This is a genomic window from Muriicola sp. Z0-33 (genome assembly GCF_026126425.1).
GTDB lineage: Bacteria > Bacteroidota > Bacteroidia > Flavobacteriales > Flavobacteriaceae > JAFMPW01.
Window position 1 is genome coordinate 77,453 of the sequence record NZ_JAFMPW010000002.1, and the last position, 24,803, is coordinate 102,255.

The 24,803-nt window shown below is 41.2% G+C and carries 21 protein-coding genes; 10 read left to right on the forward strand and 11 right to left on the reverse strand.

The genetic code is table 11. The features are described from left to right. The first annotated feature begins 15 nt into the window (after positions 1 to 15). The 4 genes from lpxD to J1G40_RS03280 all read left to right on the forward strand — a co-directional run bounded on the left by lpxD (position 16) and on the right by J1G40_RS03280 (position 3,846). Complete coding sequence (gene lpxD / locus J1G40_RS03265) at positions 16 to 1,008, forward strand: UDP-3-O-(3-hydroxymyristoyl)glucosamine N-acyltransferase (protein ID WP_265240944.1); 993 nt, start codon at positions 16 to 18, stop codon at positions 1,006 to 1,008. Between the two features lie 137 nt (positions 1,009 to 1,145). After that, the gene (locus J1G40_RS03270; RefSeq protein WP_265240946.1) at positions 1,146 to 2,069 is read left to right on the forward strand and encodes an EamA family transporter; all 924 of its coding nucleotides are present in this window, start codon (positions 1,146 to 1,148) and stop codon (positions 2,067 to 2,069) included. A 6-nt stretch (positions 2,070 to 2,075) separates the two neighbouring features. Beyond that, positions 2,076 to 3,113 carry a zinc-dependent alcohol dehydrogenase family protein gene (locus tag J1G40_RS03275; protein ID WP_265240948.1) on the forward strand — a complete coding sequence of 346 codons (1,038 nt, stop codon included), beginning with the start codon at positions 2,076 to 2,078 and terminating at the stop codon, positions 3,111 to 3,113. A gap of 46 nt (positions 3,114 to 3,159) precedes the next feature. Next, positions 3,160 to 3,846, forward strand: a complete 687-nt coding sequence (locus tag J1G40_RS03280) for a DUF1080 domain-containing protein (RefSeq protein WP_265240950.1) — start codon at positions 3,160 to 3,162, stop codon at positions 3,844 to 3,846. A 57-nt stretch (positions 3,847 to 3,903) separates the two neighbouring features. On the opposite strand, the gene J1G40_RS03285 is transcribed toward J1G40_RS03280, so the two are convergent. The 6 genes from J1G40_RS03285 to J1G40_RS03310 all read right to left on the reverse strand — a co-directional run bounded on the left by J1G40_RS03285 (position 3,904) and on the right by J1G40_RS03310 (position 11,370). Next, the gene (locus J1G40_RS03285) at positions 3,904 to 4,902 is read right to left on the reverse strand and encodes an NADP-dependent oxidoreductase (RefSeq protein WP_265240952.1); all 999 of its coding nucleotides are present in this window, start codon (positions 4,900 to 4,902) and stop codon (positions 3,904 to 3,906) included. Positions 4,903 to 4,974: 72 nt separating this feature from the next. Next, on the reverse strand, positions 4,975 to 5,859 hold the full coding sequence (locus tag J1G40_RS03290; RefSeq protein ID WP_265240954.1) for a sugar phosphate isomerase/epimerase family protein: 885 nt from the start codon (positions 5,857 to 5,859) through the stop codon (positions 4,975 to 4,977). A gap of 32 nt (positions 5,860 to 5,891) precedes the next feature. Further along, the gene (locus J1G40_RS03295; RefSeq protein ID WP_265240955.1) at positions 5,892 to 6,671 is read right to left on the reverse strand and encodes an SDR family NAD(P)-dependent oxidoreductase; all 780 of its coding nucleotides are present in this window, start codon (positions 6,669 to 6,671) and stop codon (positions 5,892 to 5,894) included. Continuing rightward, positions 6,672 to 7,697: a zinc-binding dehydrogenase gene (locus J1G40_RS03300; protein ID WP_265240957.1), complete on the reverse strand. Its 1,026-nt coding sequence runs from the start codon at positions 7,695 to 7,697 to the stop codon at positions 6,672 to 6,674. 18 nt (positions 7,698 to 7,715) lie between these two features. After that, on the reverse strand, positions 7,716 to 8,408 hold the full coding sequence (locus J1G40_RS03305; protein ID WP_265240959.1) for an orotidine 5'-phosphate decarboxylase / HUMPS family protein: 693 nt from the start codon (positions 8,406 to 8,408) through the stop codon (positions 7,716 to 7,718). A 175-nt stretch (positions 8,409 to 8,583) separates the two neighbouring features. Next, positions 8,584 to 11,370 (reverse strand): PQQ-dependent sugar dehydrogenase, encoded by a 2,787-nt coding sequence (locus J1G40_RS03310; RefSeq protein ID WP_265240961.1) that lies wholly within the window; start codon positions 11,368 to 11,370, stop codon positions 8,584 to 8,586. A 500-nt stretch (positions 11,371 to 11,870) separates the two neighbouring features. On the opposite strand from J1G40_RS03310, the gene J1G40_RS03315 reads away from it, so the two are divergent. After that, positions 11,871 to 12,425 carry a DUF4251 domain-containing protein gene (locus J1G40_RS03315; protein WP_265240963.1) on the forward strand — a complete coding sequence of 185 codons (555 nt, stop codon included), beginning with the start codon at positions 11,871 to 11,873 and terminating at the stop codon, positions 12,423 to 12,425. Between the two features lie 180 nt (positions 12,426 to 12,605). Then, positions 12,606 to 13,370 (forward strand): hypothetical protein, encoded by a 765-nt coding sequence (locus J1G40_RS03320; RefSeq protein WP_265240965.1) that lies wholly within the window; start codon positions 12,606 to 12,608, stop codon positions 13,368 to 13,370. Positions 13,371 to 13,427: 57 nt separating this feature from the next. Here the strand turns inward: J1G40_RS03320 and J1G40_RS03325 are convergent, their stop codons facing one another. Further along, positions 13,428 to 14,018: a pseudouridine synthase gene (locus J1G40_RS03325; RefSeq protein ID WP_265240967.1), complete on the reverse strand. Its 591-nt coding sequence runs from the start codon at positions 14,016 to 14,018 to the stop codon at positions 13,428 to 13,430. 117 nt (positions 14,019 to 14,135) lie between these two features. Between J1G40_RS03325 and J1G40_RS03330 the strand changes: the two genes are divergently transcribed. Then, positions 14,136 to 15,092 carry an aldo/keto reductase gene (locus tag J1G40_RS03330; protein ID WP_265240969.1) on the forward strand — a complete coding sequence of 319 codons (957 nt, stop codon included), beginning with the start codon at positions 14,136 to 14,138 and terminating at the stop codon, positions 15,090 to 15,092. Between the two features lie 42 nt (positions 15,093 to 15,134). On the opposite strand, the gene J1G40_RS03335 is transcribed toward J1G40_RS03330, so the two are convergent. Further along, positions 15,135 to 15,266 (reverse strand): hypothetical protein, encoded by a 132-nt coding sequence (locus J1G40_RS03335; protein ID WP_265240971.1) that lies wholly within the window; start codon positions 15,264 to 15,266, stop codon positions 15,135 to 15,137. A 180-nt stretch (positions 15,267 to 15,446) separates the two neighbouring features. After that, entirely contained in the window at positions 15,447 to 15,824 is a 378-nt protein-coding gene (locus J1G40_RS03340; protein WP_265240973.1) for a DUF2784 domain-containing protein, read from the reverse strand. 72 nt (positions 15,825 to 15,896) lie between these two features. On the opposite strand from J1G40_RS03340, the gene J1G40_RS03345 reads away from it, so the two are divergent. The 3 genes from J1G40_RS03345 to J1G40_RS03355 all read left to right on the forward strand — a co-directional run bounded on the left by J1G40_RS03345 (position 15,897) and on the right by J1G40_RS03355 (position 19,730). Beyond that, entirely contained in the window at positions 15,897 to 16,805 is a 909-nt protein-coding gene (locus J1G40_RS03345; RefSeq protein ID WP_265240974.1) for a sugar phosphate isomerase/epimerase family protein, read from the forward strand. Between the two features lie 283 nt (positions 16,806 to 17,088). Beyond that, the gene (locus J1G40_RS03350; RefSeq protein WP_265240976.1) at positions 17,089 to 18,819 is read left to right on the forward strand and encodes a DUF5123 domain-containing protein; all 1,731 of its coding nucleotides are present in this window, start codon (positions 17,089 to 17,091) and stop codon (positions 18,817 to 18,819) included. A 458-nt stretch (positions 18,820 to 19,277) separates the two neighbouring features. Next, positions 19,278 to 19,730 carry a GNAT family N-acetyltransferase gene (locus J1G40_RS03355; protein ID WP_265240978.1) on the forward strand — a complete coding sequence of 151 codons (453 nt, stop codon included), beginning with the start codon at positions 19,278 to 19,280 and terminating at the stop codon, positions 19,728 to 19,730. A 34-nt stretch (positions 19,731 to 19,764) separates the two neighbouring features. On the opposite strand, the gene J1G40_RS03360 is transcribed toward J1G40_RS03355, so the two are convergent. Both J1G40_RS03360 and J1G40_RS03365 read right to left on the reverse strand, forming a co-directional pair. After that, entirely contained in the window at positions 19,765 to 22,392 is a 2,628-nt protein-coding gene (locus J1G40_RS03360; protein ID WP_265240980.1) for a T9SS type A sorting domain-containing protein, read from the reverse strand. A gap of 184 nt (positions 22,393 to 22,576) precedes the next feature. Then, positions 22,577 to 24,748 (reverse strand): amino acid permease, encoded by a 2,172-nt coding sequence (locus J1G40_RS03365; protein WP_265240982.1) that lies wholly within the window; start codon positions 24,746 to 24,748, stop codon positions 22,577 to 22,579. Between the last annotated feature and the right edge of the window lie 55 nt (positions 24,749 to 24,803).

Below are 24,803 nucleotides of genomic sequence, written 5' to 3' on the forward strand. Positions count from 1 at the left end.
AACTAAATACTGCTCATGAAATCGTTCACTATTCAGGAAATAAATGAAATCTTAAAAGGGAAATTAGAAGGTAACACTTCTGTAGATATCACAGGCCCGGAACAAATAGAACGGGCAGGCACCACACATATCACATTTATAGGCAATCGAAAATATGCCCAGAAGTGGGAAGCTTCCAATGCCGCGGCAGCTATAATTAACAATAATATTGACCTTGCTCCAGGTGAAAATAAAGCCCTGATCAGGGTACAAAACGCAGATTTGGCGATGGCCAAACTTTTGGAGTTATATCAACCGGAAGGTCCTAATTTTGAGGAAGAAATACATCAAACCGCAATTGTACATAGCTCTGCTACACTAGGTGAAGGGACAAAAGTTGGAGCCGGATGTTATATAGGTAAAAATGTTGTTTTGGGAGAGGGATGTACGTTATACCCCAATGTTACCATATTAGACGACACCAAAATAGGCCCAGGCACTGTAATGTGGCCGGGTACGGTGATTAGGGAGCGATGTGAAGTTGGAGCTTTTTGCATTTTTCATAATGGTGTTAGCATTGGTGCGGACGGTTTTGGTTACAGACCTAGTGAAGATGGAAGAGGACTTACCAAAATACCACATATTGGCAATGTCATAATTGGCAATGCGGTGGAGATTGGTGCCAATTCTTGTGTAGATAGGGGTAAATTCAGTTCTACCATAATTGGCGACGGTAGTAAGATTGATAATCTGGTGCAAATTGGGCATAATTCTGTTATGGGTCGTTCTTGTATTATGGCGGGGAATAGTGGTCTGGCCGGATCTGTAACCCTGGGTGATGGGGTAATTATTGGCGGTAGTGCTTCTATAAAAGATCATACCACTATACACTCCGGAGCAACGGTAGGTGCTGGTTCTGGGGTAGTTGGCGATGTGGCTGCAGGCAAAACGGTTTTGGGATACCCGGCTTGTGATTCCAGAGATATGCTAAAACAATGGGTGGCACTGAGAAAACTCGCTAAGGGATAAGCAGGCGCCAGTAGTAGTTACAATTTACTATAGTTTTTACTGTCTCTCTTCCATCAGTTAGTTCAATAGCCCTTGTATTACTTGAGTAATTACGTTTTCTTAATATTGAATTCCCAAAGCAAATGAGTTAGTGCACCATGGAGCAAAAACCAAACACCACGCTAATTGTTTTATCCTTCTTTTCTATCTATTTTATATGGGGGTCTACCTATTTACTCAACAAAATTGCAGTAACAGAATTACCTCCTTTTATGCTGGCCGGGATTAGGTTTGTCAGTGCGGGAATAATCATTTTTATAATTGCTAAAGCCCTGAAAATAAATATTTCTGTTACTCCCAGACAATTGCTCAACACAATAATTGCAGGCTTCCTGTTTCTTACATTTGGAAATGGAGTAGTGGTTTGGGCATTAAAATACGTGGATAGTGGTTTTGCAGCTCTGGAAATTTCTGCCCAACCTTTAGTCGTACTACTTTTGATGCGCTTAATACAGGGCAAGAAAATACAGACCATGTCTGTTATAGGCGTCATTTTAGGATTTATTGGGATATATTTATTAGTGAGCCAAAAGGAAATTATTAGCCAGGAGAACTCTGTCATGGGAATGATTATGATTTTTGTCTGTATGATTAGCTGGGGCTATGGCAGCCTTTTTGTCGGGAAAGCGGATCTTCCTAAAAATTATTTTGTGAATACCGGATATCAGATGTTTACGGGAGGTATTATGCTGATGCTTGCAAGCCTGGCATTTCAGGAGCAATGGACTTCGCCCGTAAGCTGGGGCAACCCCGTAAAATATTCCATGATATTACTCATTATTTTTGGAAGCATAGTGGCCTTCACTTCCTTTAATTATCTGTTAAAAGTAGTATCCCCGGAAAAAGTAGCTACTTCTACTTATGTCAACCCGATTATAGCCCTTCTGTTGGGATGGTATTTCCTGAATGAGCAAATAACTACACAGTCTGTTATTGCAGCTGCAATTCTTTTGACAGGAGTATACTTCATTAACACCAGAAAAAAATTGGTGATCTTCTCTCGCTTTATGAAACAACCCTAATTGGTTATGAAAGCAGCAGTTTACTATAAATTTCAACAACCGATTTATATACAGCAGGTCCAGGATCCCGAGCCAGCAGATAATGGGGTTGTTGTAAGGGTTAAAGCCAGCGGACTTTGTTTAAGTGACTGGCACGGATGGATGGGTCATGATAAAGACATAACACTTCCACATGTACCAGGACATGAATTGGCCGGAACTATTGTTGAAGTGGGTAAGAATATTAAGAATTGGTCCGTGGGTCAGCGCGTTACGGTTCCGTTTGTTTGCGGTTGCGGAAAATGCACGCCATGTTCAGGGGGCAATCAACATATATGCGATAATCAATTTCAACCGGGATTTACGGCATGGGGATCCTTCGCAGAATATGTAGCTATTGATTATGCGGATGAAAACCTTGTTGCCTTACCTGAAAAACTAGATTTTGTTGCTGCAGCTAGTTTGGGTTGCCGTTTTATTACGGCTTACAGGGCCATAAAAGATCAGGGAAGTATAAAGTCCGGCCAGTTTCTTGCCATCCATGGATGCGGAGGTGTGGGATTATCTGCAATACAGATTGGTAAGGCGCTGGGAGCAGAGGTCATCGCAATAGATATTACTGACGACAAATGTAAGCTGGCCAAAGTTCTAGGGGCAGACCACTGCATTAATGCAAGAACTGAGAATGTTGTTGAAGCAGTAAAAACAATTAGTAAAGGTGGTGTACATCTTTCCATAGATGCTTTGGGTAGCCGGGAGACCTGTTTAAATTCTATTTTAAATCTCAGGAAAAGAGGAAAGCATATACAAGTGGGGTTGATGGCCGGGCAACATCAAAATCCACCAATCCCCATGTCGTTGATAGTCGCAAATGAGTTAGAAATATTGGGAAGTCATGGAATGCAGGCACATAAGTATAAAGATATGTTCGGCTTAATCACCTCTGCTGAAATTGATCTGAGCACGATGATCTCCTCAACCATATCCCTGGAAAAAGTTCCCTTGCTATTGCCTAAAATGGCAGAATACAATGCAAGCGGTATTACAGTTATAAGTACCTTCTAAAATTGTTTTTTATACTTTTACTATTCTGATCTCTAATGCAAAGCTAATGTTCCGCGTTTTACTTTTGGCAGTCTTGATGTACATAGTTAGTAGTTGCTATTCTTCTACAACTATTTCGCTCTATAACGGAAGAAACCTGGAAGGCTGGCATGTGGATGTCCCCGCTATGGACAGCATAGCTGATGCAATAAACCCTTTTATAATTAGGGATGGGTTGCTGGTTAGTCTGGGAACACCACAGGGTCATTTGATTACCGATGCGGTTTATAAAAATTTCAGACTCGACTTGGAATACCGTTTTGCCGGGGAACCAGGGAATTGTGGAGTATTGGTTTTTGCGTCCACGCCGAGGGCATTATATAAAATGTTTCCTAAATCTATTGAGGTTCAGATGATGCATAAGAATGCGGGAGATTTCTGGTGTATTGTTGAAGATATTAAGACCGATGACATGGAAGCCCGGAGAGGCCCAAAAGCAGAGTGGGGGATTACTGAAGGAAAACTAAGGCGTATTAAAAACCTGACCGATGGATCTGAAAAGCCCCTGGGAGAATGGAATAGCATGACAATAGAATGCCTTGGAAATGAAATTGTGGTTTGGCTAAATGGAGATCTCGTAAACCATGGATATGAAGCCACAGCAAATAGCGGCCATATTGCCTTACAGGCCGAAGGAGCGGAAGTAGAATTTCGCCGTGTAGATCTTACTCCAATCAGTCGGATAACCAAATAAATGCCTCTTCTATATTGCCAATTTACCAATACTTAAACCCGACAAACTAAGGCATGTCTATACGGTCTTAATAATCATTTTACCTTTATTCTTTCCATGGAAGAGATCCAGGAATGCCTGGGGAATAGTGTCAAAACCCTCTCTGATAGTCTCAACATTTTTTAGTTTACCCTCTTGCAGCCATTGGGAGAGTTTAAGAATAGCTTCGGGATATTTCGCCTGATAATCGAACACAATAAACCCCTGCATAAGGGCGCTGTTTCTTACCAGGAAGCTATGAACAGAAATACTTTTGGGAAACGAGGTATCATTGTACATAGAAATTGCGCCGCATTGGATGAGTCTTGCAAATTTATTGATATGGAACAACACTGCTTCAGAAATAGTGCCTCCAACATTATCCCAATATACATCTATACCCTCCGGGCAATATTGCCCTAATGCCTCCACCATATTTTCAGTGGTATTGTAGTTTATCCCTTCATCATAGCCAAAATCGGATTTAATCATGTTTATTTTTTCATCGGAACCTGCAATACCAATGACTCTCATCCCCAGTATTTTTCCAATTTGCCCAACTATGCTGCCTACAGCTCCTGCAGCACCAGAAACTACAAGGGTTTCTCCTGCTTTTGGCTTTCCAATTTCCATGAGACCCAGATAAGCCGTAAGTCCTGTCAGACCAAGCACCCCTAAAAAGGCAGATAAAGGTGCTCCTTCAGGGTCAACTTTCATAAGCCCTTGTCCGTCCGAAACTTGTCTTTCTTTCCATGGTAACATTCCGGTTACATAGTCTCCAGCGCTAAAATTCTCAGATTTGGAAGAAATAACCTTAGCAACAATTCCAGAACTTATCGGTTGGTTAAGTTCAAATGCAGGGATGTAAGATTTAACATCATTCATTCTTCCCCTGAGATAGGGGTCGACAGAAACATAAAGTGTTTCCAAAAGCATTTCACCATCCGAAATTTCAGGAACAGTCTCTGTGACAAATTTAAAATCCGACAATTTTGGCATGCCTACCGGCCTTTGATCTAGTAATATCGTTTTGCTCATGGTCTTGTTTAAAAAATTTAGGTTAGATATATTGCATAAGTTACGGGAAGATATACTGTTTTCCTATCAGAATTATTGCCAATACCTTTTCATTTTGGTTCTTAAAAAGTGAACACTTCTTTCTAACTGATCAATACCATCAACGCCATCTTCTATGCTGACCCAGCCGTTGAACCCCACACCACTGAGCAATTTAAAAATAGCGTCATAGTCATTAAGGCCCTTGCCAATTTCTCCATGGCGAAGGCGTTTGGCATAACCGACAGATCCATTTTCATCATTTCGTAAATCTTCAATGGTTCCTTTTATGAGATAGCGGTCGCTTGCATGCATACTTACCACCCGGTCTAGTACCCTTTTAAGGAGTTCCAAAGGATCATCCCCGGCAAGAAAAGCATTACTCGGATCATAGTTAACACCAAAGTTGGGATGATGAACCCTGTCTACCAGCTCACAGAAAACATCTAATTTTTGTGCAAATTCGGGGTATTCCCAAAAATCGTCCTTATAATGATTCTCAAGAATTAAAGTGATCCCCAGTTCCTCGGCCAGTGGCAGGCATTGGTTTATACAGTCTGTAGCAAGATCAAGGCCCTGCTCAAGGCTTAAACCAGGCCTTCTTTGCCCGGATAAAACCCTGCAGTAGCTTCCGCCCAGTTCATGTGTCATGGTTATCCAGTGGTGTTGTTTTTGAATTTCATTTTTCCTGAACTCAGCATCGGGATGAGTAAAATCAGGGGAGCAACAAAGCATGGGGATAACTTTGCCATAATTTTCGACCTGTTTTCTAAATAATTCCCAGTTTCTGCGATCTTCCATTTCTAAAAATCCGGCATACCATTCCAACCCGTCGATATCGAGATTACAAGCCAAATCTATCCATTGTGAAACTTTCATCGTTCCATCCTTGCAAAGTGCTTGCATATATGCTTTTGGAAAGACTGCTAGTTTGGGCATTACAGGATATTAAAGAGGTTAGACATAAGGGTTCACCATTCTTTGGGCATATTACGGCCAATCATAGGGAATTGTTCTACTTCCAGAACCTGCCCGCTTACCGGGCCGCACTGGTCGGATAATAAATACAAGGCTGCCGTTGCCAGTTCCTCCGGTTTAAAGAGGCGTTTTGCAGGGGCAAAGACCTCCGGAAGGTTTAAATGCCAATCGTCTTTTTTACCCTGCTCTTTTTGATTGATAAATTCATTATCTGTAAGCACCCAGCCAGGGTTAATTTGATTTACTCTAACCCCATTTTCTCTGAATAAAGTGTCGCCCAGATTTCTGCTCATTGTCATTAGCGCCCCTTTTGAAATGCTATAGGCAAGTAAATTGGGTTCGCCGCTCCATGCATTTATAGAGCCGATATTTAGTACGCAGCCCTTAGTTTTCGTCAAATAGGGTAGGGCAGCCTGTATAATTGCAAAAGGGGCTATTGTATTTACCTCGAGCATGCGTTTTAAAAAGGGCATATCCGTGGTTCCAATATTTGAAGGCCTTATGATGGCGGCATTATTGACTACAGCATCCAGTTTGCCATAGTTTTTCAGAGCTACTTCAATTAGTCTTTTCGGAGTACCCTCTTCTGTGATATCCTGGGCATGTGTAATCAGACGATCTGAATCTAGTTGCTTAACAAGTTCTTCCCCCTTTTCTTTACGAAGACCATTTGCCAGGATTTTTGCTCCTTCCTGTATACATCTTTCGACAATGGCTTTACCTATTCCAGTATACCCTCCGGTGATGAGAATTACTTTATTCTTTAATTGCATTTAAATAGGTTTTAGAATACTTTTTACAATGGAACCAGAATGCATTGCCTCAAAGGCTTTATGCCAGTCATTTACTCCCCAGACACCACCAATTATGGGTCTCACATCCAGGCGACCACTGCTTAGCAGCGATAAAACTTTTTCCCATATGGGCCAGTTGTGACTAAAACTTCCCTGTAATTTTACGTTTTTTTGCACCAGGGGATCTAAGGAGAACTGCAATGGCCTGGGACCCCATCCCACTTTAGTAATTTGTCCGTTTGGACGAACCAATTGCAAGGCCAACTTCAGTGTAGCACTCACTCCTGCTGCATCTATTACGCAATCTACCCCTAATCCGTCTTGCTTTTTTGCCCAGGCTTCTGCATTATCTGTGAAGATATGACAACCATAGCCAGCAGCAATTTGCAAGCGCTCTTTGTCGTTCTCCAGGCCCACTACACCCACTTCAGCACCAGACAATACGGCCAGAGCAGCACAAAGAATTCCTATGGTGCCAGGACCAATTACGATGACCCGATCGCCTGGTTTTATATCCGAGTTCACAACGACGGCATTGTAGGCTACAGCACAGGGTTCGGTAAGGCAGGCCTGCTCAAAAGCTAGCTTTTCAGGAATGCGATGCAGGCACCTGGCAGGGACACTCACATATTTTGTCATTGCTCCATTTACACCATAACCAAAGCCTTTTCTTGAAGGATCCAAATTATATAGTCCTTCCCTGCTAAGAGGGCTATTAACATTAATTACAGCAGCAGTTTCACTCACCACCCGATCTCCTTCTTTCCAGCCTATGACTGCTGCACCAACTTCAACAATACGCCCACCAAACTCGTGTCCGAGGACAACAGGGTAATTTACAGGCCAACTATGATCTGCGGTCCATTGATGTAAATCGCTGCCGCATACTCCTACGTTTTCTACCTGTAACAGAACATCCTCATTTCCAATAATAGGTTTATCAATTTCTCTTAGCTCCACACTGCCTCTTTCAGGGGCAAAATTTACTACTGCGGCTGACTTCATTTTTACACTCAATTAATATTAAACTTCGCCATAGGCATGTATTTTATCGCAGATCAGTTTTAGTGAACTCTCCAGGTCACCATCTGCTGTTTTAAACGCATCTGCATCTATAGTAAGAGGAGCCCCTAACACCACCATGGGGGCGCCAAATTCCGGACAGCGAATAGCTTGTTCCAGACTTAACCCGCCAACGGCCTGTACCGGTATATTTACGGCTTCTACTACTTCTCGCAACTGATCTAGCGGGCTGGGCATAGGCAAACCTCTTGCGGCGATACCCCGGCGCTCATCATATCCGATATGATGAATAATGTAATCACAACCAAGCCTCTCAAGGCGTCTGGCTCCCTCCACCATATCAGGGCACCCAAGATTGTCTCCCATTACTTTAACCCCAAAATCTTTTCCGGCTTGCACCACCACCCGGATAGTTTCTTCATGTGCTCTTGCCATAACCACCACATGGGTAGCCCCGGCTTTGGCCATCATTTCTGTCTCCAGGTAACCGCCATCCATGGTTTTAAGATCTGCAACTATAGGTATTTCGGGAAAGGAAGACCTTAATTTTTCGACGCCGTGCAAACCTTCAGCAAGTAATAGCGGAGTACCTGCTTCTAACCAATCTACACCAGAGCGTACAGCCATTTTAGCTGTTGCCAGTGCTTCTTCTATGTTTGTCAGGTCTAAAGAAATCTGAACTACGGGCTTCATTACATAAATATATGACTTTTCGGCTGGTATCATCTGTTTGCCTTCATCTTTAGTAGCCAACCCACATTTAAGGTGCACGATAATTAATATCTTGATCGCATAAAACCAGAAGATAATTTACCTTAAATCAGGATATAAGAAGGGGGAGGGTCTTAAAAAGAATATCTCATTAAGATTACGGTATTTCTTCTCCGGCCGTATTGAAGTTGGTAGATAATAATGAAAAATCGCTAAGTACCACAAAGCCGTCTCCATTGAAGTCTGCCCTGGGATCAAAATTAATGTCACCGCTTTGCAAGTTGTAACTTTGTGAAAGAATGGAGAAATCTGCCAGGCTTACCAAATTATCATTATTTGCATCCCCGGCATTTAGTTCAGATACCGTTTCTGTATTTGCACCATTTACAAGAGTTATGGTCTGAACGCGTTGTAAATGATTAATGGTCTTTACCGTCATTATATATGTCCCTGGCAAAATATCCATAATATCTGCGACACCGCCAGCAGAACCCGTTGGGGTAAATTGTAGCAATGGGGTACTGCTTCCCTGTTCGTACAATTTTACTTCAAGGCTGGTACTGTGATCTGCTCTTCCCTGTAAGGTATAATTAAGGGTTAGGTCTGCACTTTGCCCTAATTGGTTTATCCAGGTTTGTATCATTGTAGCCGCTTCAGAATCGATCTCATTTTTAGCCAGTGGCGGCATCATAATATTGGGATCTACACTATTTAACCTATGGTATAAGAGCGATTTTGAGGCATCTCCTTCTACCACAATTGCGGCGCCACTAATACCCAGATTGGAGCTGAATCCTGCTGTTAGTAATCCGGTTTCTTCGAGAGAATTCTTTAGTCTGAGATCGAACTCAGCTCTGTTTCCCGTCCCGGGACGATGACAATAAGCACAATTAAGGTCGAGATATGAGCGGGCCTTTTCATCTAAAGTAGCTCCGGAATCATATTCGGCAGCCGTTAAATAAGCAGATGTTTGCGCATCTACAATTGTCGCATCTAAAATACCCAGGCTACTAAGCGTAACCAACTGATTGGCATTAATACCCGTTTCCTGATAGGTTATATTTTTATTCAGGTACCTGGTTCTAGGCCCTAAAGTGCCTCCGGAAACGGAATTATGACATGACAAGCATTCCGATTCACTAGGGTAATGCCATACTTGCTGTTGGCTCTGACCGTTCTCATCGATTATATTTATAGTCTCATCCAGACCGGAATCTAAAAGTTGTGCATCGGTCTGCCCGGCATTCCACTTATAAGTTGCAAAATAAAATTGGCCATCTTCGCCTTTTACAGAAAATCGGGTTTCGAGTCGCTTAGTATTATTTGGATTTTGAGCATTTAGAGGTAATTCAAAATGTTTAATAAGTACTGACCCAACTGGAAAATTCCATACGTCATCCGCGGAAAATTGTATCTGTTCCTGGGCCGTATTATAAGAACCATTGTTTGGAATCACCAGCCAACGCTTCTTTATTGCCCCATCGGACCAAAACGGTTCTATAAGGTCGTATTCAATTACACCCTGGGCAGGAGTGAGGTTGGCAAGGTTGCTAAACGCCCCGGTTTGCGATAACCATTCCGGAAGATTATCAGTGGCATCATTTTTTTGAACCAGTTTATACAAAGTGGAAACCCCTTGTTTCATAATATAAATTTCTCCCAGATTGTCCTGACCGAAGGAGATAATATTGTTAGGTTGAAAATTACCAAGTAATTCATAGGATCCCGTATTGACATCCACAGACCAAATTTCCTCTCCCGATCCGTAGTCACCGCATATGTACTTCCCGTATAATTCAGGAATTTCTGTTCCTCTATAGACATAGCCTCCCATTATAGCATTTGCTGCAGATCTGGGGAAGGCTACCAAGGGTCCTTCATGGGCCATATTATTATAAAGGGTATTGCCGCAAAAATTCTTCTTTACATTCCCTTCATATACCGGCCAACCGTAGTTTTTTCCTTTGGCGACAACGTTAATCTCCTCGTGCGTACTTAATCCTATTTCCCCTATATATAAAGTACCTGTTTCAGTGTCTTTAGTCATCCGATGGGGATTTCGATGCCCTAATGAATAGTATTCTTCAAAGTTATCACCATTTGCACTCAAGAAAGGGTTGTCGTTTGGTATCCAGTACTCTTTTCCGGTTACCTCTTCAGCAAAACCGTGATCCTCGGGCATTTGTCTGGTGGGTGCATGACTCTTATTAGGATCTTTATCCACGTCTAATCTTAAGACCCCTCCGTCTATATTGTTTACAATATCCTGAGATTTTGGCCACTCTGTCTGATCTCCAGTTGCGAGGTATAGAAAACCATCATCACCAAAAAGTAATCCTCCACCTCTATGGGTAGTCCCGTACATCCTTACTTTAAATAGTGTGGTTTTAGAATTAGGTACAACTGCCAGGGTAACGGGGTCTACTTCAAATCTGGTCAACATTAAATGATTGCCCCAGTATTCTTCGGTATTACAATTTTGAACCGTATAGGAATTGGGAAAGTTATTCCCATTTTGATCTTTTGTAGTATAATAAGTATACATGTAGCTATTATTGCCGCTACCAAAATCTGGGTGTAAAGCAAGTCCTAGAAAACCTCCGTCCCACACTACACCTACCTCATATGAAAGGTCTAGTAATAAATTTTTATCAGTGGTCTGATCCTGATTATTGAACCAGTATATTTTTCCATCGCGTTGCCCAAGGATTATGATATTCTGAGTTGGGTGCATATTGAAGGTCAGAGGAGAATCAAAAGACAGATTTGGAAAAGCTGGTTTGTAAGGTAATGGAGAGGGCGATAAAGAGGGGAAATTCCCATTTAAATAATTGCCTACCGGATATACATTTGTTAAACCAGGTCCCTGAAAGATGGGGACAGCCGCCAGTAGTAAAAAAGAAAATAAAACTATGATCCAGGCTCTGGACTTAATAATCTGCATGCTCAACTAAATAGGGGTGTTGTATAATACTGTTAAAAGTATCACAAAGCATCCAATCTATTTACAATATCAGATGTATGGTAGCAATTCTAGATAAAGTGCAAACGTCCTGAATAGTGGTATGAGAATTGCTCAGGATTATAGTATCTCCTTTACAATTTTCCGAATTTGGACCTTATGATAATCGCAATATTTTACTGTTGCCAGAATTAACGCAACCAGTAGTATCTCTTAATACTCCAGCCGTCTATCTCGCTGTAATACAAACTGCGTTTGTCGTATTTAATTACTTGTGTTCTCATGACGATGATTTCTTATACACTATATACAAAAGACGTGCCGAATAGAATATTGTTACTGTGCGAAGGCATAAATTGTTGTTAAATGAAATTCGGCAGGCCAAATGCTCTTTTATTTTATTACAATAATTTTGATCACTAAATAGATTAATGGCAGGGAAATTGTACGTATCTTAATGTTCAATTTAATTGCTATTTATTATGAAAATTTCATCTTCACTTTTGTTATTATTTATTCTGATGTGCATGGGGTGTGGATCTTCGAATAAGATCGTTGAACCCTCTGCCCAAAGCAGACAACTAGATCAATGGGTGGCTCAAAAATCTTTCGAAATTAACTCGGATTGGGCAATACCATTAATGACCAATAGTTTAAACCAGGTGACCAATGCCGGAATAATGCCGCCAGGGAGCTCTGCCAATAGAATTAGTATTATCGGAACCTCAAACCATCTAAGAATGAGTGTTGGGGAGCTAGATGCCTCCTTGCCCTTTTTTGGAGAGCGGCAGGTAGGTGGAGGCTATAACAATGCAGGATCAGGGATTATTTTACAAGGAACTCCCAGGAATTACGAAGCTGTAAAAGATGAAAGAACATTAAAGCATACCATAAAGTTTGATGTTAGAAATAAAACCGAGGCCTTTGATGTAACCCTCACCTTATATCCAAATCTTACATCTGAAATTCAGATCAATAGTTCACAGCGTTTTCCAATGCGCTATACCGGCAGGGTAAAGGCCATAGCTGCAGAATAGTTTTGTCGCTTCTTTTTATGGGCTTTATAGATGCAGGTTTTAAAAGTACCCCCATTTGAATTTTATAAGCAGTGCTTGCTTGTTGCAAATTCTTGATAACCAAGCATTAATACCCCTTATTGAACAATAATGCCATTCTGAGCAGCGTTATAACATTCACAATTCTTAACCTATATAATTATGCGTCAAAAAACAAGCTGTATTATTGCAATTCTGGCCCTGCAGTTTTTTATGTTCAATGTATCGGCACAGCAACTCTATCAAAAAGGAGATGTCATTCATAAAAACGGTAAAAAAGAAGCGGCCTTCATTCAGATGAATTACGCTTTTCCACAAAGATTCCAGAACGGCATTACTTATCTGACTCCAAAGACCCACGCCAAGTACTTAAAAAAAGGCAAGGTCAAGAATAAGAAAAAGATCAAATTAAAACCTAAGGAAATAATAGGATTTGAACTGGCCAACGGACAGCGTTTCAGTTCCATTAAGTACATGGATATTACAGGGAAGGTAAAGAAAATGCTGCCTAAGCGAATGATTGTAGAACAACTAGCCGATGGCAAAATAGATCTATATAAATTGTATAGCAGAACTACCGGTAAAATCTCATACGAATTGGCAGATTTAACACATGAGGCCAATTTAAGCGCTGAAGGTCGCCGAAACCTCATAGATTATATTCAAAACAATTTTCAGCTTTTAATTAAAAAAGAGCATAAGAACCCGAGAAATGTGATTCATATAAACCTGTTGAATTTTATAGGTGACAATGCCATCGTAAAAGAAAATTATGATAACAATTTCTATGGCTTACGCAATCAATTCAGTGAAGAGCTAAAGCAAGGTAAACTGGTAAATAAATCTTATGAGGCCTCCTTCCTTAAAATGGTAAATCATTACAATAGCGGGGGTGGAGCAGCCCTTGAAAAAGAGGCCAGGAAATAATAGAAAAAACTTGTGATAATTTAAGACCCATGTGAGTGGGTCTTTTTTTTTGCTATACTAAGTTTCAATTTGATCTATAATTTCGGCCAATACATCACCAGGTTGCATTCCTCTTAGCAGCGTATTCCCAATTCTTGTTCTTATGAGTCTGACTGTAGGGTAACCTACCGCAGCTGTCATTTTCCGTAGTTGTCGAAATTTACCTTCTGTAATTACTACTTTTATCCAGGAGGTGGGCCGGTGTCTTCCTATTCGTAATTTGCTGTTTGGCAGGGGCAGATCAGGAGGAGTTTGCAGCAGGGTAGCCTTGCATTGCTTTGTTTTGTATTTCTTTCCTTCAAATCCGATTACCACTCCCTTTTCCAATGCTTCAATAGCGCTTTCGGTAATTATACCGTCTAACTGGGCAAAATATTCCTTTTCAATACCACTTCGGTTAATAATATCGCTGCGTTTCCCGTCTGTGGTAAGAAAAAGCAACCCTTCAGATTTTTCATCGAGTCGACCTATCGCCATGGTCCCTTCCGGAAAATTGTACAATTCGGATAGGAAACGCTTGGTTCTTGTCTCTTTATGATTGTTAGATTTTAGCTGACTAAGCATCCCAAATGGCTTGTATACCTTAAAGTGATAATGCTCTTTTTTCATAGGTTTTACAAAGATATCAATTAGGGTAAGCAAATTGTTTGTTTGTTCTAATTACAATTTGAAGGTTTCAATATTCCGCGGCGTTAACTACTTTTATGTAAATTAAAATATACCACTATGCAATACCGAAAATTGGGATATACGGAACTTGAACTTTCTACCATAGGATTAGGCACCTGGGCTATGGGTGGGGGAGACTGGAATTTTGGATGGGGTCCACAGGAAGATAAAGCTTCTGAAGATGCCATAAGGGCAGCTATTGATCAGGGAATTAACTGGATAGATACTGCCGCCATATATGGCCATGGACATTCTGAAACCGTAGTAGGAAAGGCTATTAAAGAGATACGCAATTCACTTTTCATTGCAACCAAATGCGGACGGGTTTGGGAAGGCGATAGCAGGGACATAGGTAAATCTTTAAAAGCCGACAGTATCAGGAAAGAGGTAGAGGCAAGTCTTCAACGGCTGCAGATTGAAGTAATTGATTTATATCAGATACATTGGCCAGAACCGGACCAGGAAATTGAGGAAGGCTGGGCAACTGTTAGCGAGTTAATAAAAGAAGGAAAAGTAAGATATGGTGGTGTTTCCAATTTCAATCTGGCACAATTAAAACGTGCCCAGGCCATTCACCCAATAGCATCTCTTCAACCTCCTTACAGTATGCTGCGAAGGGAAATAGAAGAGGAGATCATTCCCTATTGCGGCGAAAACCAGATCGGAATTCTTGCTTACAGCCCGATGCAGGCCGGATTACTTACTGGAAAATTCAGTGCTGATAGAGTTGCACAAATGCCCCAAACAGATTGGCGTACAAAACATCCTTTTTTTAGAGAACCACAATTATCTGTTCATCTGAAGATTGTAGAAGGGTTAAAAAATATAGCAGAACAAAAAGGCATATCACTTCCTCAACTGGCCTTGGCCTGGGTGCTGAGAAAAAAGGAGATGACTTCGGCAATCGTAGGGGCAAGAAAGCCATCACAGATTATTGAAACTGCCAAAGCCGGGGATATCATCCTGACTTCCGAAGAAATAAATCAGGTTGAGGAGGTCTTGGCAATTCGGTAAGCAACACACAAGGCTGGCGTTCTTTATAACAGAATATAATTCTTAACTCAAATGCAATGTAGTAAGCTGTATCCAGAAAGCTCCACGATTTGCAAAACACCTTTGCAGGCACCAGCCATCTTCTGTATGGTAGGATAAGCTCCTTAGGTCGTACTTCATAATTAATGTTTTCATCGGAGAATATTTAAGGGTTCTACTCTTTAGTGTTTTAAGTCACCAAAAGGTTAACATTAAAGGAATACTGCAATTAAAAAAGTTCCTGATAAATAAACAGCGCTTTTCGGACAAGAGATAGGGATTCGCCTCATGGAAATAATCATTGAGCCCATTTCATTACATTTTTGCTTTCCCTGATCACCGCCCTGACCGTCTCCAATTCACCCAGAGAGAACAAGCCAATGCTAATAGTGCCAGGCCAAGTGTCAGGCTATTAATCAGGTCTGCGTTTGGTAACCAACCACTCAATTTTTCTACAAGGAAGGCAATATAACTATTGGGTAAATCTTGTTCCCCCAGATTTCTGAGTATATCGTAATGCCAGTCTGTCAAAAAACAATATCCCCAGCCTTTCCAAATCCCCAAAATGATCCAGGAGGCAAAAGTTGCCAAAAGGGTTATGAGGTTAAGTTTCCGTGTTCTGGCCGGGATCCATCCAAATAAATTAAAAAATATCAGTACGGTATGGAAAACGTAGAAAAAGAAATTAGCCAGCTGTAAGCCTGTGTCTGTCATTTCAACGAACTAAAGAGTATACAGTAAGATAAGGAATTTGGCTATCTTAGGTACTTCAAATAGAAAAGCAATATGAACAAACCTATACCGAGGAGATCATTTCTGCAAAAATCCGGGGTATTGCTATCGGCAACGATGCTTCCTCTAAGTACTTTTGCAATTAAACCAGCTCATAAATACAAAATGGGACTACAACTCTTTACCATAAGAGATGCCATGGCCAAAGATGCGGTTGGGACATTAAAAAAAGTGAAAGCTTTGGGTTATGAGGATTTGGAAATCTATGGTTACGATGAAAATAACGGCAGTTACTACGGTTTTAAATCGGCAAGGTTTAAAGAAATATTAGACGATCTTGGTTTAACCACTACAAGTGGGCATTACGGATTTCATCCCTTTTTGCTGAAATCTGCATCAGAATTGGAGCGTTATGTAGACCAATGTATAGAAGGTGCCTTAGCCTTAGAACAAAGTTATATCACCTGGCCATGGCTAGACCCTGAGAACAGGACAATTGAAAAATTTAAACTTCTTAGCGGTAAACTTAATACCATCGGAGAACAAGTAAATAAAGCCGGTCTCGGATTTGCCTATCACAATCACGATTTTGAATTTATAGACCACAACGGACAAAATGGGTACGACATTATACTTGAAGAAACAGATCCCGACCTGGTGAAGTTGCAATTAGATCTTTACTGGGCAGTACATTCCTATCCGGGAAAACCCATAGACCTGATTAAAAGACAGCCTGGCCGATTTGTGATGTGGCACATAAAGGACATGGATAAGGTTACCAGGGACTATACTGAACTGGGTAATGGCTCAATAGATTATACCAAGATAATTCCATATGCAGAGCCCCTTTCAGGTCTGGAATACTACTACCTGGAACAAGGAGGAAATTTTGCTGTTAATTCTATGCAGAGCATTACAGACAGTGCCGCATTCTTTAAGAAGCACCTTCAAAAATATTTATAGCGACGGCTTCAATAACCAATGAAGCAATCTAAACCTGAGAGTATTAGTTCCTTATCAAAAATAAAGACAGCAATTAATGATTGGGAAAGGTGCATTCGCTTTCTTACTTATTAGATTTATAACTCCCCTCTCCAATGCTCTAGAAGTTATGTTGCCTGGTGCTCATTGGCAAGTTTGTCTGCCTAAGCCATTTATTTTTTTTAATTTGGAATGCTATTTGCACACATCTTATCAGGCCATTTCTTATGCGCCTGATGTATTCAGAAAAAAGTAATCCAAAAAAATGAAGGAATTGCTCATTACTTTAATATTTGCAATCAATGGATTTGTCGATACCCAGTTTATAGATTATGATACTTATTTAAACAAGATTATAAATAAAGATCATTATTCGTGCTATATATCCAAACAGCAGTGGGATGTCTTAAATTTCGAAGAAAAGAAGAACCTGTATTCCCAGACGTATTTTGTGAGTGCTTTGGGCAATAGTGCTAACAATGGATTAAGTGAGCAAAACCCATGGAGCCTTGCGCATGCCATGAGTAATGCAGCCCCAGGTGATATATTCTATGTAAGGGCCGGGAATTATGGAGCTGTGCAACAAAGCATGTACCAGGATGGGGTAGAAGGTAACCCCATATCTTTTATTGGGTATAAAAACAAACCAGGAGATATTGTGGCTAGAGGGGGTAACAGTTTGCAACAAGGTGGTAAAAATGCAATAGATCCTTCAGAAATGCCGGCAATTATCGGAACAATTACAGATAGCAGACCCAATGAAGAAAACGGTTTACAATTTCATGTGGACTACCTGGTTTTAAGAAATTTTCAGTTTTATGGCTATTTCCGACCTATTCAGGTTCGTGGTCATAATGCCGTGGTAGACAATATATATTCTTCAACTTCCGGAACGCACAATCCGTCTGATCTGAAAAATTTTAGTCCATCTTTTCCTAACGGGGCCTATTCTGGTTGGGGACTCATTCTGGAAGGCGATTATATAAAGTTTAGCAATTGCTTTATACTGGATGCAGGTGCAGAAGGGATTAAATTAATTAAGTCCCTTAATCCGAGGGGATATGATAATACTGTTTATACTCAAAAGGGGGTTGGCCCGTATACCGCTCATACAAAGGCAGATGGCAATGGTACAGACTATGCATTTCTGGTCTCTTCAAATACTGAAGGGGGTATTTTTAAAAACACCAAAGTAATACGATCTGAGGGAAATGTATCTCCGGGCCACGGGATTGTAGTAAAACCCAATGAAGGAAAGCCGGCAACAAATCATTTGTTTGATGGTTTCTATGTGAGGAACTCCAAAATAGAAACTCAATTTCCGGATTGTACTTATATTACCTTTAAAAACGGAATTTTGGAAGATACTGATTTCGATCAACGCTCTGAGGTTCACGAGGCTAATATTGCAAATGGAAGCAGATATGTGACCATTGAGAATACGGTCTTTATAAATACCAGAGTGGTTTCAAAAGGCTGGAACGAACATATTTATTCAGATAGTTACACTTCGGCAGCAGTAGATGCCAAAATCCGGAATTGTTTGTTTATAAATAAAGGATCACCTTATTCGCCCCTGGCCATTGGGTATAGTTTTCCAGGCGAGCTGTATGAAACAAAAAACCTGACTATTGACCACTGTACATTTGCAGGTGGTTGGTCCAGGTTATGGGAAGTAGACAAACCTAATAAGGGAGTCGTATTTAAAAATTCAATAGTAGATGGCATCGGTGCAAAATACCTTGCCGTTTACCATGATGGCCCGGGTAAAAGAGGAGGTACTTCTGGCCCTTTTGAATTAAATATAGAATACAGTTTCTCCAATTTCAGCAATGGTTTTGCTGTACCTGAGGGAACATCAAACACGGGTTATTTTCCTGGTTTTAAGGACCCTGAAAATGATGATTATTCCCTAACTTCTGATAGTCCAATGAAAGGCATGGCGGAGGATGGTAAGGACCTGGGATATCTGGTTAATTTTGTGCCTTCACCTTAATCTTATGCGAATAATTTATCAGAATTAGCCTCAGAATTGAGATTATTGACGCTATTTTTCTAAATGCTTGTTAAATTATTTACCGCTTGGTCGAAAACTTGTTAAAATTAATAATAGTTGTAGTAAACTTGCGTTCTGGAATGTAAATTCCAACGTAAGTTGGAACTATATTAAACAATATGACATACCTGGTTGCATTTATTCTTGTTAATGTAGGAGTATTTATTGGCTTTTTATTAAGTGCGATGTTAAGGAAGGATTAATCCTTTTTTGCCCCATACATTTACCGAACCTACCTATATTATTCTTCGAACGGTCGCTCTATGGCTTGTTCTCTACCTTGTTGTATATGATATACGACTTATAGTTCTTTGAACTAAAATTGTCTCCCCCTTTTTCATTTCTTAATGTAATGTCCCCGATTTGGCAGACCGGACAGATTTAATAATTTTGGCTATATGAAGATCAGAAAAGCAAGAACAGAAGATGTATCATCTATTGTTGCCATGTTGGCAGATGATGAGCTGGGAAAACAACGTGAAAATTATCAACTGCCAATACCCGATACGTATCTAAGAGCTTTTGAACATATAAAGGCGGATAAGAATCAGGAACTCATGGTGGTCGAAAGCGAGGATGGCAGTGTTATTGGCACTCTACAACTGTCATTTATACCGTATTTAACTTATAGGGGCGGAATTCGGGCCCAGATAGAAGCGGTGAGGATACATAAAGCCCATAGAGGAGAAGGATTAGGAGTAAAAATGTTTCAGTGGGCCATAGAAAGGGCAAAAGAAAAAAAGGCCCATGTACTTCAGCTAACCACAGACAAGAAACGACCTAAAGCTATAGCGTTCTATCAAAAACTTGGGTTTGCCGCTACCCACGAAGGAATGAAATTACATTTTTAATGGCCAGAGGAAAGAGGTAGTGCTATAAGCTGCCTTATTGTTTCAAAACTTTAAATACCTTATTGTTTAGTGAAGGCAGTTTTATAAAATAGATACCATTAGGATATTGCAGTAAGGGCATTTCCAGGGTATTGTTATTGACTTCTACTTTCCCCTTATTAATTAACCTGCCAGTAGCATCGTAAACAAGAGCAGGGACAGGGCCATTTTCAACTTCATTCAGAAGAATTTTGATAACCGAGGTGGTTGGATTGGGATAGGCCATCAATTTTTCACCAAATGGGATGGTGATCTCGAAGGTGCCTTCACAGGCCAGCTTGCTTTTTACTACCACTTCATCTCCTTCGGACACGTTCAGGCTAATCTCCTTATTACGAAATACTCCGATTATTTTTTTGTTTACTTCCACTGTAAATGGCGAGGTGCCGCTATCCACATTTAAGTTCAAAGTACGCTTGGTACTCTGGCCATAATCATACATTTTTGAACTAACGTCCATTGGGGTTAATTCGTCAATGGTGACCCAATAACAGCTCTGAGAGTCAGGATCAGAAGCTTCATAAATACATACCTCATAACTACCGGGACTCAGGTTGTCTATCGATAGTGTTTCCATAAAAGTATATTCCGCGCCTTCCACAACCGCCACATAGTTTCCGTTTACAAGCGCTTTAATTTCAACACCTCCATTATCTGTGTCAACACAACTTTCACTAATTGTTGTAAGTAAAAAATGGTTGGGGGCTATGCCTTCAAAATAATTATTGGCCAGGGCAAAGGCATCCTTTCCTATCTTATCCCCGATAAGTCTTCCCGGGATATCATCTATAGGAGGGTGAATACCGCCCCATATCCTGGAAAGGCTGGTCTGGTCAGAAGCATCCTGGTAGGTGGCCCATTGCAAAGTCATGTTCTGTGTTGGTCCGTTTTCAAACACCAGGAAATCATTCTCAATGATATCAAAAGTCCCCATTCCACCAGGGAAAAATTCGCTCCCCGTTAGCAGTGTCATTACTTCGGCTGCAGCCCTTGAAAATGTGGAATGCCCTGATACGTAACCCGCAAAAGGTGGAGTTACGAAAGTAGGCCGCTGATATGGCCACCAGTGGGTTCCTAATATCCAGTCGACACCAGCAACATCAGTTTCAGGATCTGGAATAAAGTCGGGCCCTTGCCATGCAAATACTTTTATCTTTCCAATATTTTCACCACCGGCACCTTCAAGAGGATCTCCCGGATTAACCAGCTCTATCAGCCCTGGTATAAGCGGTAATCCATGAGGATCATAACCGGGCAAAGTAGCATCGGTACTCTGACCTTTAGTAGCCATATACCTGATGGCAGAAATTGGCCGGATATAGTCATAATAGCCTTTTATGCCCCATGCATTAACGGCCGAATCGTGCATGGCTCCGGCAAGTGCCAGATAACATTTTACATCCCATTCCAAATTAGACAAGGTGTCACCCATTCCGCCTATCTTTTTAACAGTCAGCGGATGGTCATTGACATAATTCAGAATAGTAAACCAATGTCCGGGAGGGGTTTCAGAGTCAGGACCATCGGCCCAGAATTCTGCTAATACCCTGGCATAGTCCGCCCTTTTTACCATCTGGGGTGCATAGGGTTGTCCTGTAACCGGGTTCATAGCGTGTCCTATGCCGATATCCCCTCCATTGGTAAAATCATAAAACGTCTTATACTCTTCAAAACTTGTTGGGAAATCTATCAGCGCAGTGTTCCCGATACTGGCCGGTGAGATGTCTATCAATGTAGTGTCATCTGGGTCTAAATGGGCAGACCAGGCAAGAACAAGAGCAAAATTCCATTTATAAGGGTCATCTATCCCGTCTTCATCAGAATTCTGAATAGGGTAGGGTGCACCCGGATCATTGTAGACATAGCTATCAAAGCCATTGTTTAATTTCTGTAAATCTTCACCTTTAAGCGCAAAGGGAATAACCTGCCCCCAATCCGGACTTAGGAAGGTGGGGCTTTCGGTTATGACATTGCCACTCTGATCCACAAAGAGCGTAAAATCTAAGGGTTGCCACCTATTGGGATCGTTTAGGAGGTTATCATCATAATTAGAAAGCAGCAGGCCTTCATTAACAGGAGTATATTGTGGCGAGGCGTAATCCTCTGATTCATTGGCGCCATCTGTTTGTCCGAATGCTATCAGCTGTTCGGCAAGATAATTACCCAGGGCAGCATAGGAACCATCGCTGTAATCTGTGGCAGTGAAATTTATATCATAGCCAAAAGACTCAAAAAGATTCCGGAAGGCAGGGAGGGACTCCAGAGCCCCGGGAGAATTTAAAAAACGATGATTTAATAGTCGAAATAGGGCATAGCTCATCATTTCATGCATAGCATCATCAATATTGGCAGGGTCCTGTATTTCGTTTAGGGCACAGTAATAATTCCCAAAACGCTTTCCTAGAAAAACGGTCTCCGCTTTATCGTCAAAAATTGCCCATGAATCGTACATGACAATGGAAGCATGAAACAGGTTCCTGGCATGTACTGTTGGTCGTGCAAAGTCGTTTCGTATGGCTTCCAGTAACGTTTCATTCCACTGCCTGGCCACAGATATTTGTGATATCGCGGCAGTATGAATAAAGAATAAAACTAGTATTGCTCGGTAGTAATATTTTGGCATTGAAATAGTGGGATTTGGTCGGTGCTATTACTTTGGTTAAAAGTTATAGGCCCTTAAAAATAATAATTCGGATGGAATTCTGGTCAGCTGAAAGCATAATGTTGTTCAGAATACAATCAAAAATGTCGAAAACATCCTAAACAGATAAGGTATAGGTAGAATACAATTCGTTTCTCCTCTGGAACTAAGCCAGAATACTCTCGTGCCCGGAATCTCTCACAAACAAGCAACTGCTTTTTGTCTTTTTGGACATCTCTTTCACAAATTCAAATTTAAGATCTTCATCCATTCCAAAAATGTTCAGATCTGCAGCAGGAGCGTTTAGTATAACATCTTTGAATGCGCCTACATGTACTTCGGTCAGGGTTTGTGGCAGCCTTGCCAAATTAATTAGCAAGTTGAGAAATGCCTTGGCATTTTCTTCCTCGTTGGGATCAGCCACCACTGTTATTAGTCGTATACGTGCCCCCCAGTTCATCTTTAGTTTGTATGCCACTAGTATGGACAGGTCCAGGTTGCCAATATCCCAACCCAGATCCCATTTGGTTCTTCGGTCGCTCACCCAAACATTAATGGTATTGCGTTGTCCCAGCAAGGCGGTTGGATGCGACAGATATAGAAGAATACCAATTTCCAGACGGATAGATTCTTTCATCACAGGTCTTAACTCATTTTCGTAATCGTCATGATTTTGAAGGTTTAAAAAGACGATATTCGGCCTGAAAAAAGCCCCTTGTAGTGCCTGGTTTCCGTAATTGATCCCTTTGGCAAACTCGGATGTATGAATTACGGAGGCAGTAGAAAACACCTCTTTTTGCCTGAACGATTCAGAAATGGCTTCCAATTCCTCTGCCAGTGTACTTGTTTCGGATGAGGGTTCAATCCCCAATAATTTTATCGACCCCTTTGGCCTGGCAATGTTCCGTAAAAATTCAAAAGTACCTTTCAGGCCATCTACATCCCTTACTGGCACCATTAAATTAGCCTTCCAGGCCCTTTGCTGCATATTTTTCATGGCCCAGGTATGCTTGGCAGCCCATTCTGCAAAGGAGACAAATATTCCTGAACGTACATCCTCAAAAGGGGTTTCCAGGTTCTGACGCGACAAGTACCAGTAGACCATCAGGACAATCATCAGGGATATAAGACTAACGGTCGGATTGATAATAAACATTGCGAAAATCGAAGAAATTAGCCCGAACCATGGGACCCATTTATTGATCTTAAATACGGGCCGGTAACTGATCAACCCCAGTTTCTGTTCTATGATTACCACAATATTGATCATGGCGTAGGTGATCAGGAAGAAAAGGGTCACCAGGGGAGCTACCGCATTTAAATTTCGTAGCAGTAGGGTTAAGAAAATGAGGATACCTGTGATCATCATCGCATTGCGTGGTTGCCCATTGCTGCTCTGACCAGCCAGGAATTTGGAAAAGGGAAGTACTTTATGTTCTCCCATGGCAAATAGTATTCTGGAAGACCCCACTATTGAAGCCAGGGCAGATGAAAAGGTAGCCCCCAGGATACCAGCAATGATTAGTGGTCCAAAGTAGGCCTTATCTACCATGACGTAATAATTATTCAACAATTCATCTTCCGTGGCGCTTCTGGAGATCCATAAGGCTAACAACATATAGATTACAAAACTGACTCCAATAGCCCATAGTGTCCCATTAGGGATACTGCGTTTGGGGCTTTTGAGTTCTCCAGACATATTGGCTCCTGCCATAATACCCGTGGCGGCCGGAAAGAAGACTGCAAAAACAATCCAAAAACTGCTCCCTGAGAATTTATTTTCTATAGACCCTTTAAAAGATCCCCAGCTAAGGGCATCACTTGCGGGGATTTCCATAGACCCCGAATAGGCCGCAACTATAATAGAAATTAGCGACAGGAATATGATCCCCATAATTATGAATTGGGTTTTAATGGCCAGGTTAGCGCTGATATAGGCAATGGTAAAAAGCACTCCAAAGACGATGATATCAACTAAAAAAGCGTTGTGATCCGGAAAGATCCCCATCCAACCTTCCCTGAAACCAAAAATATACATGGTGACCGCCAATCCCTGAGAAACATACCTGGGAATACCCAGACTACCTCCAACTTCGAGCCCCAAAGCCTGGGAGACAATAGCGTAGGCCCCGCCGGCTCCAATTCTTATGTTAGTAGTAATGGCAGACATAGATAAGGCCGTACACAAGGTGATCAGAAAGGAAATTATAATAATCATCCAAGCGCCAAGAAGGCCAGCATTACCTACAACCCAGCCCAACCTCAGGTACATTATCACCCCAAGAATGGTGAGTAAGGTAGGTGTAAATACCCCACCAAAAGTTCCAAATTTCTTCATGTTATTGGTTGGTTGTTCCATTAATGCAAAGCGGCTTGGTTTTGAGGCTTAATTT

Coding starts and splice junctions, on each gene's coding strand:
- lpxD (WP_265240944.1), top strand. CDS start 16: ATGAAATCGTTCACTATTCAGGAAATAAATGAAATCTTAAAAGGGAAA.
- J1G40_RS03270 (WP_265240946.1), top strand. CDS start 1,146: ATGGAGCAAAAACCAAACACCACGCTAATTGTTTTATCCTTCTTTTCT.
- J1G40_RS03275 (WP_265240948.1), top strand. CDS start 2,076: ATGAAAGCAGCAGTTTACTATAAATTTCAACAACCGATTTATATACAG.
- J1G40_RS03280 (WP_265240950.1), top strand. CDS start 3,160: ATGTTCCGCGTTTTACTTTTGGCAGTCTTGATGTACATAGTTAGTAGT.
- J1G40_RS03285 (WP_265240952.1), bottom strand. CDS start 4,902: ATGAGCAAAACGATATTACTAGATCAAAGGCCGGTAGGCATGCCAAAA.
- J1G40_RS03290 (WP_265240954.1), bottom strand. CDS start 5,859: ATGCCCAAACTAGCAGTCTTTCCAAAAGCATATATGCAAGCACTTTGC.
- J1G40_RS03295 (WP_265240955.1), bottom strand. CDS start 6,671: ATGCAATTAAAGAATAAAGTAATTCTCATCACCGGAGGGTATACTGGA.
- J1G40_RS03300 (WP_265240957.1), bottom strand. CDS start 7,697: ATGAAGTCAGCCGCAGTAGTAAATTTTGCCCCTGAAAGAGGCAGTGTG.
- J1G40_RS03305 (WP_265240959.1), bottom strand. CDS start 8,408: ATGAAGCCCGTAGTTCAGATTTCTTTAGACCTGACAAACATAGAAGAA.
- J1G40_RS03310 (WP_265240961.1), bottom strand. CDS start 11,370: ATGCAGATTATTAAGTCCAGAGCCTGGATCATAGTTTTATTTTCTTTT.
- J1G40_RS03315 (WP_265240963.1), top strand. CDS start 11,871: ATGAAAATTTCATCTTCACTTTTGTTATTATTTATTCTGATGTGCATG.
- J1G40_RS03320 (WP_265240965.1), top strand. CDS start 12,606: ATGCGTCAAAAAACAAGCTGTATTATTGCAATTCTGGCCCTGCAGTTT.
- J1G40_RS03325 (WP_265240967.1), bottom strand. CDS start 14,018: ATGAAAAAAGAGCATTATCACTTTAAGGTATACAAGCCATTTGGGATG.
- J1G40_RS03330 (WP_265240969.1), top strand. CDS start 14,136: ATGCAATACCGAAAATTGGGATATACGGAACTTGAACTTTCTACCATA.
- J1G40_RS03335 (WP_265240971.1), bottom strand. CDS start 15,266: ATGAAAACATTAATTATGAAGTACGACCTAAGGAGCTTATCCTACCAT.
- J1G40_RS03340 (WP_265240973.1), bottom strand. CDS start 15,824: ATGACAGACACAGGCTTACAGCTGGCTAATTTCTTTTTCTACGTTTTC.
- J1G40_RS03345 (WP_265240974.1), top strand. CDS start 15,897: ATGAACAAACCTATACCGAGGAGATCATTTCTGCAAAAATCCGGGGTA.
- J1G40_RS03350 (WP_265240976.1), top strand. CDS start 17,089: ATGAAGGAATTGCTCATTACTTTAATATTTGCAATCAATGGATTTGTC.
- J1G40_RS03355 (WP_265240978.1), top strand. CDS start 19,278: ATGAAGATCAGAAAAGCAAGAACAGAAGATGTATCATCTATTGTTGCC.
- J1G40_RS03360 (WP_265240980.1), bottom strand. CDS start 22,392: ATGCCAAAATATTACTACCGAGCAATACTAGTTTTATTCTTTATTCAT.
- J1G40_RS03365 (WP_265240982.1), bottom strand. CDS start 24,748: ATGAAGAAATTTGGAACTTTTGGTGGGGTATTTACACCTACCTTACTC.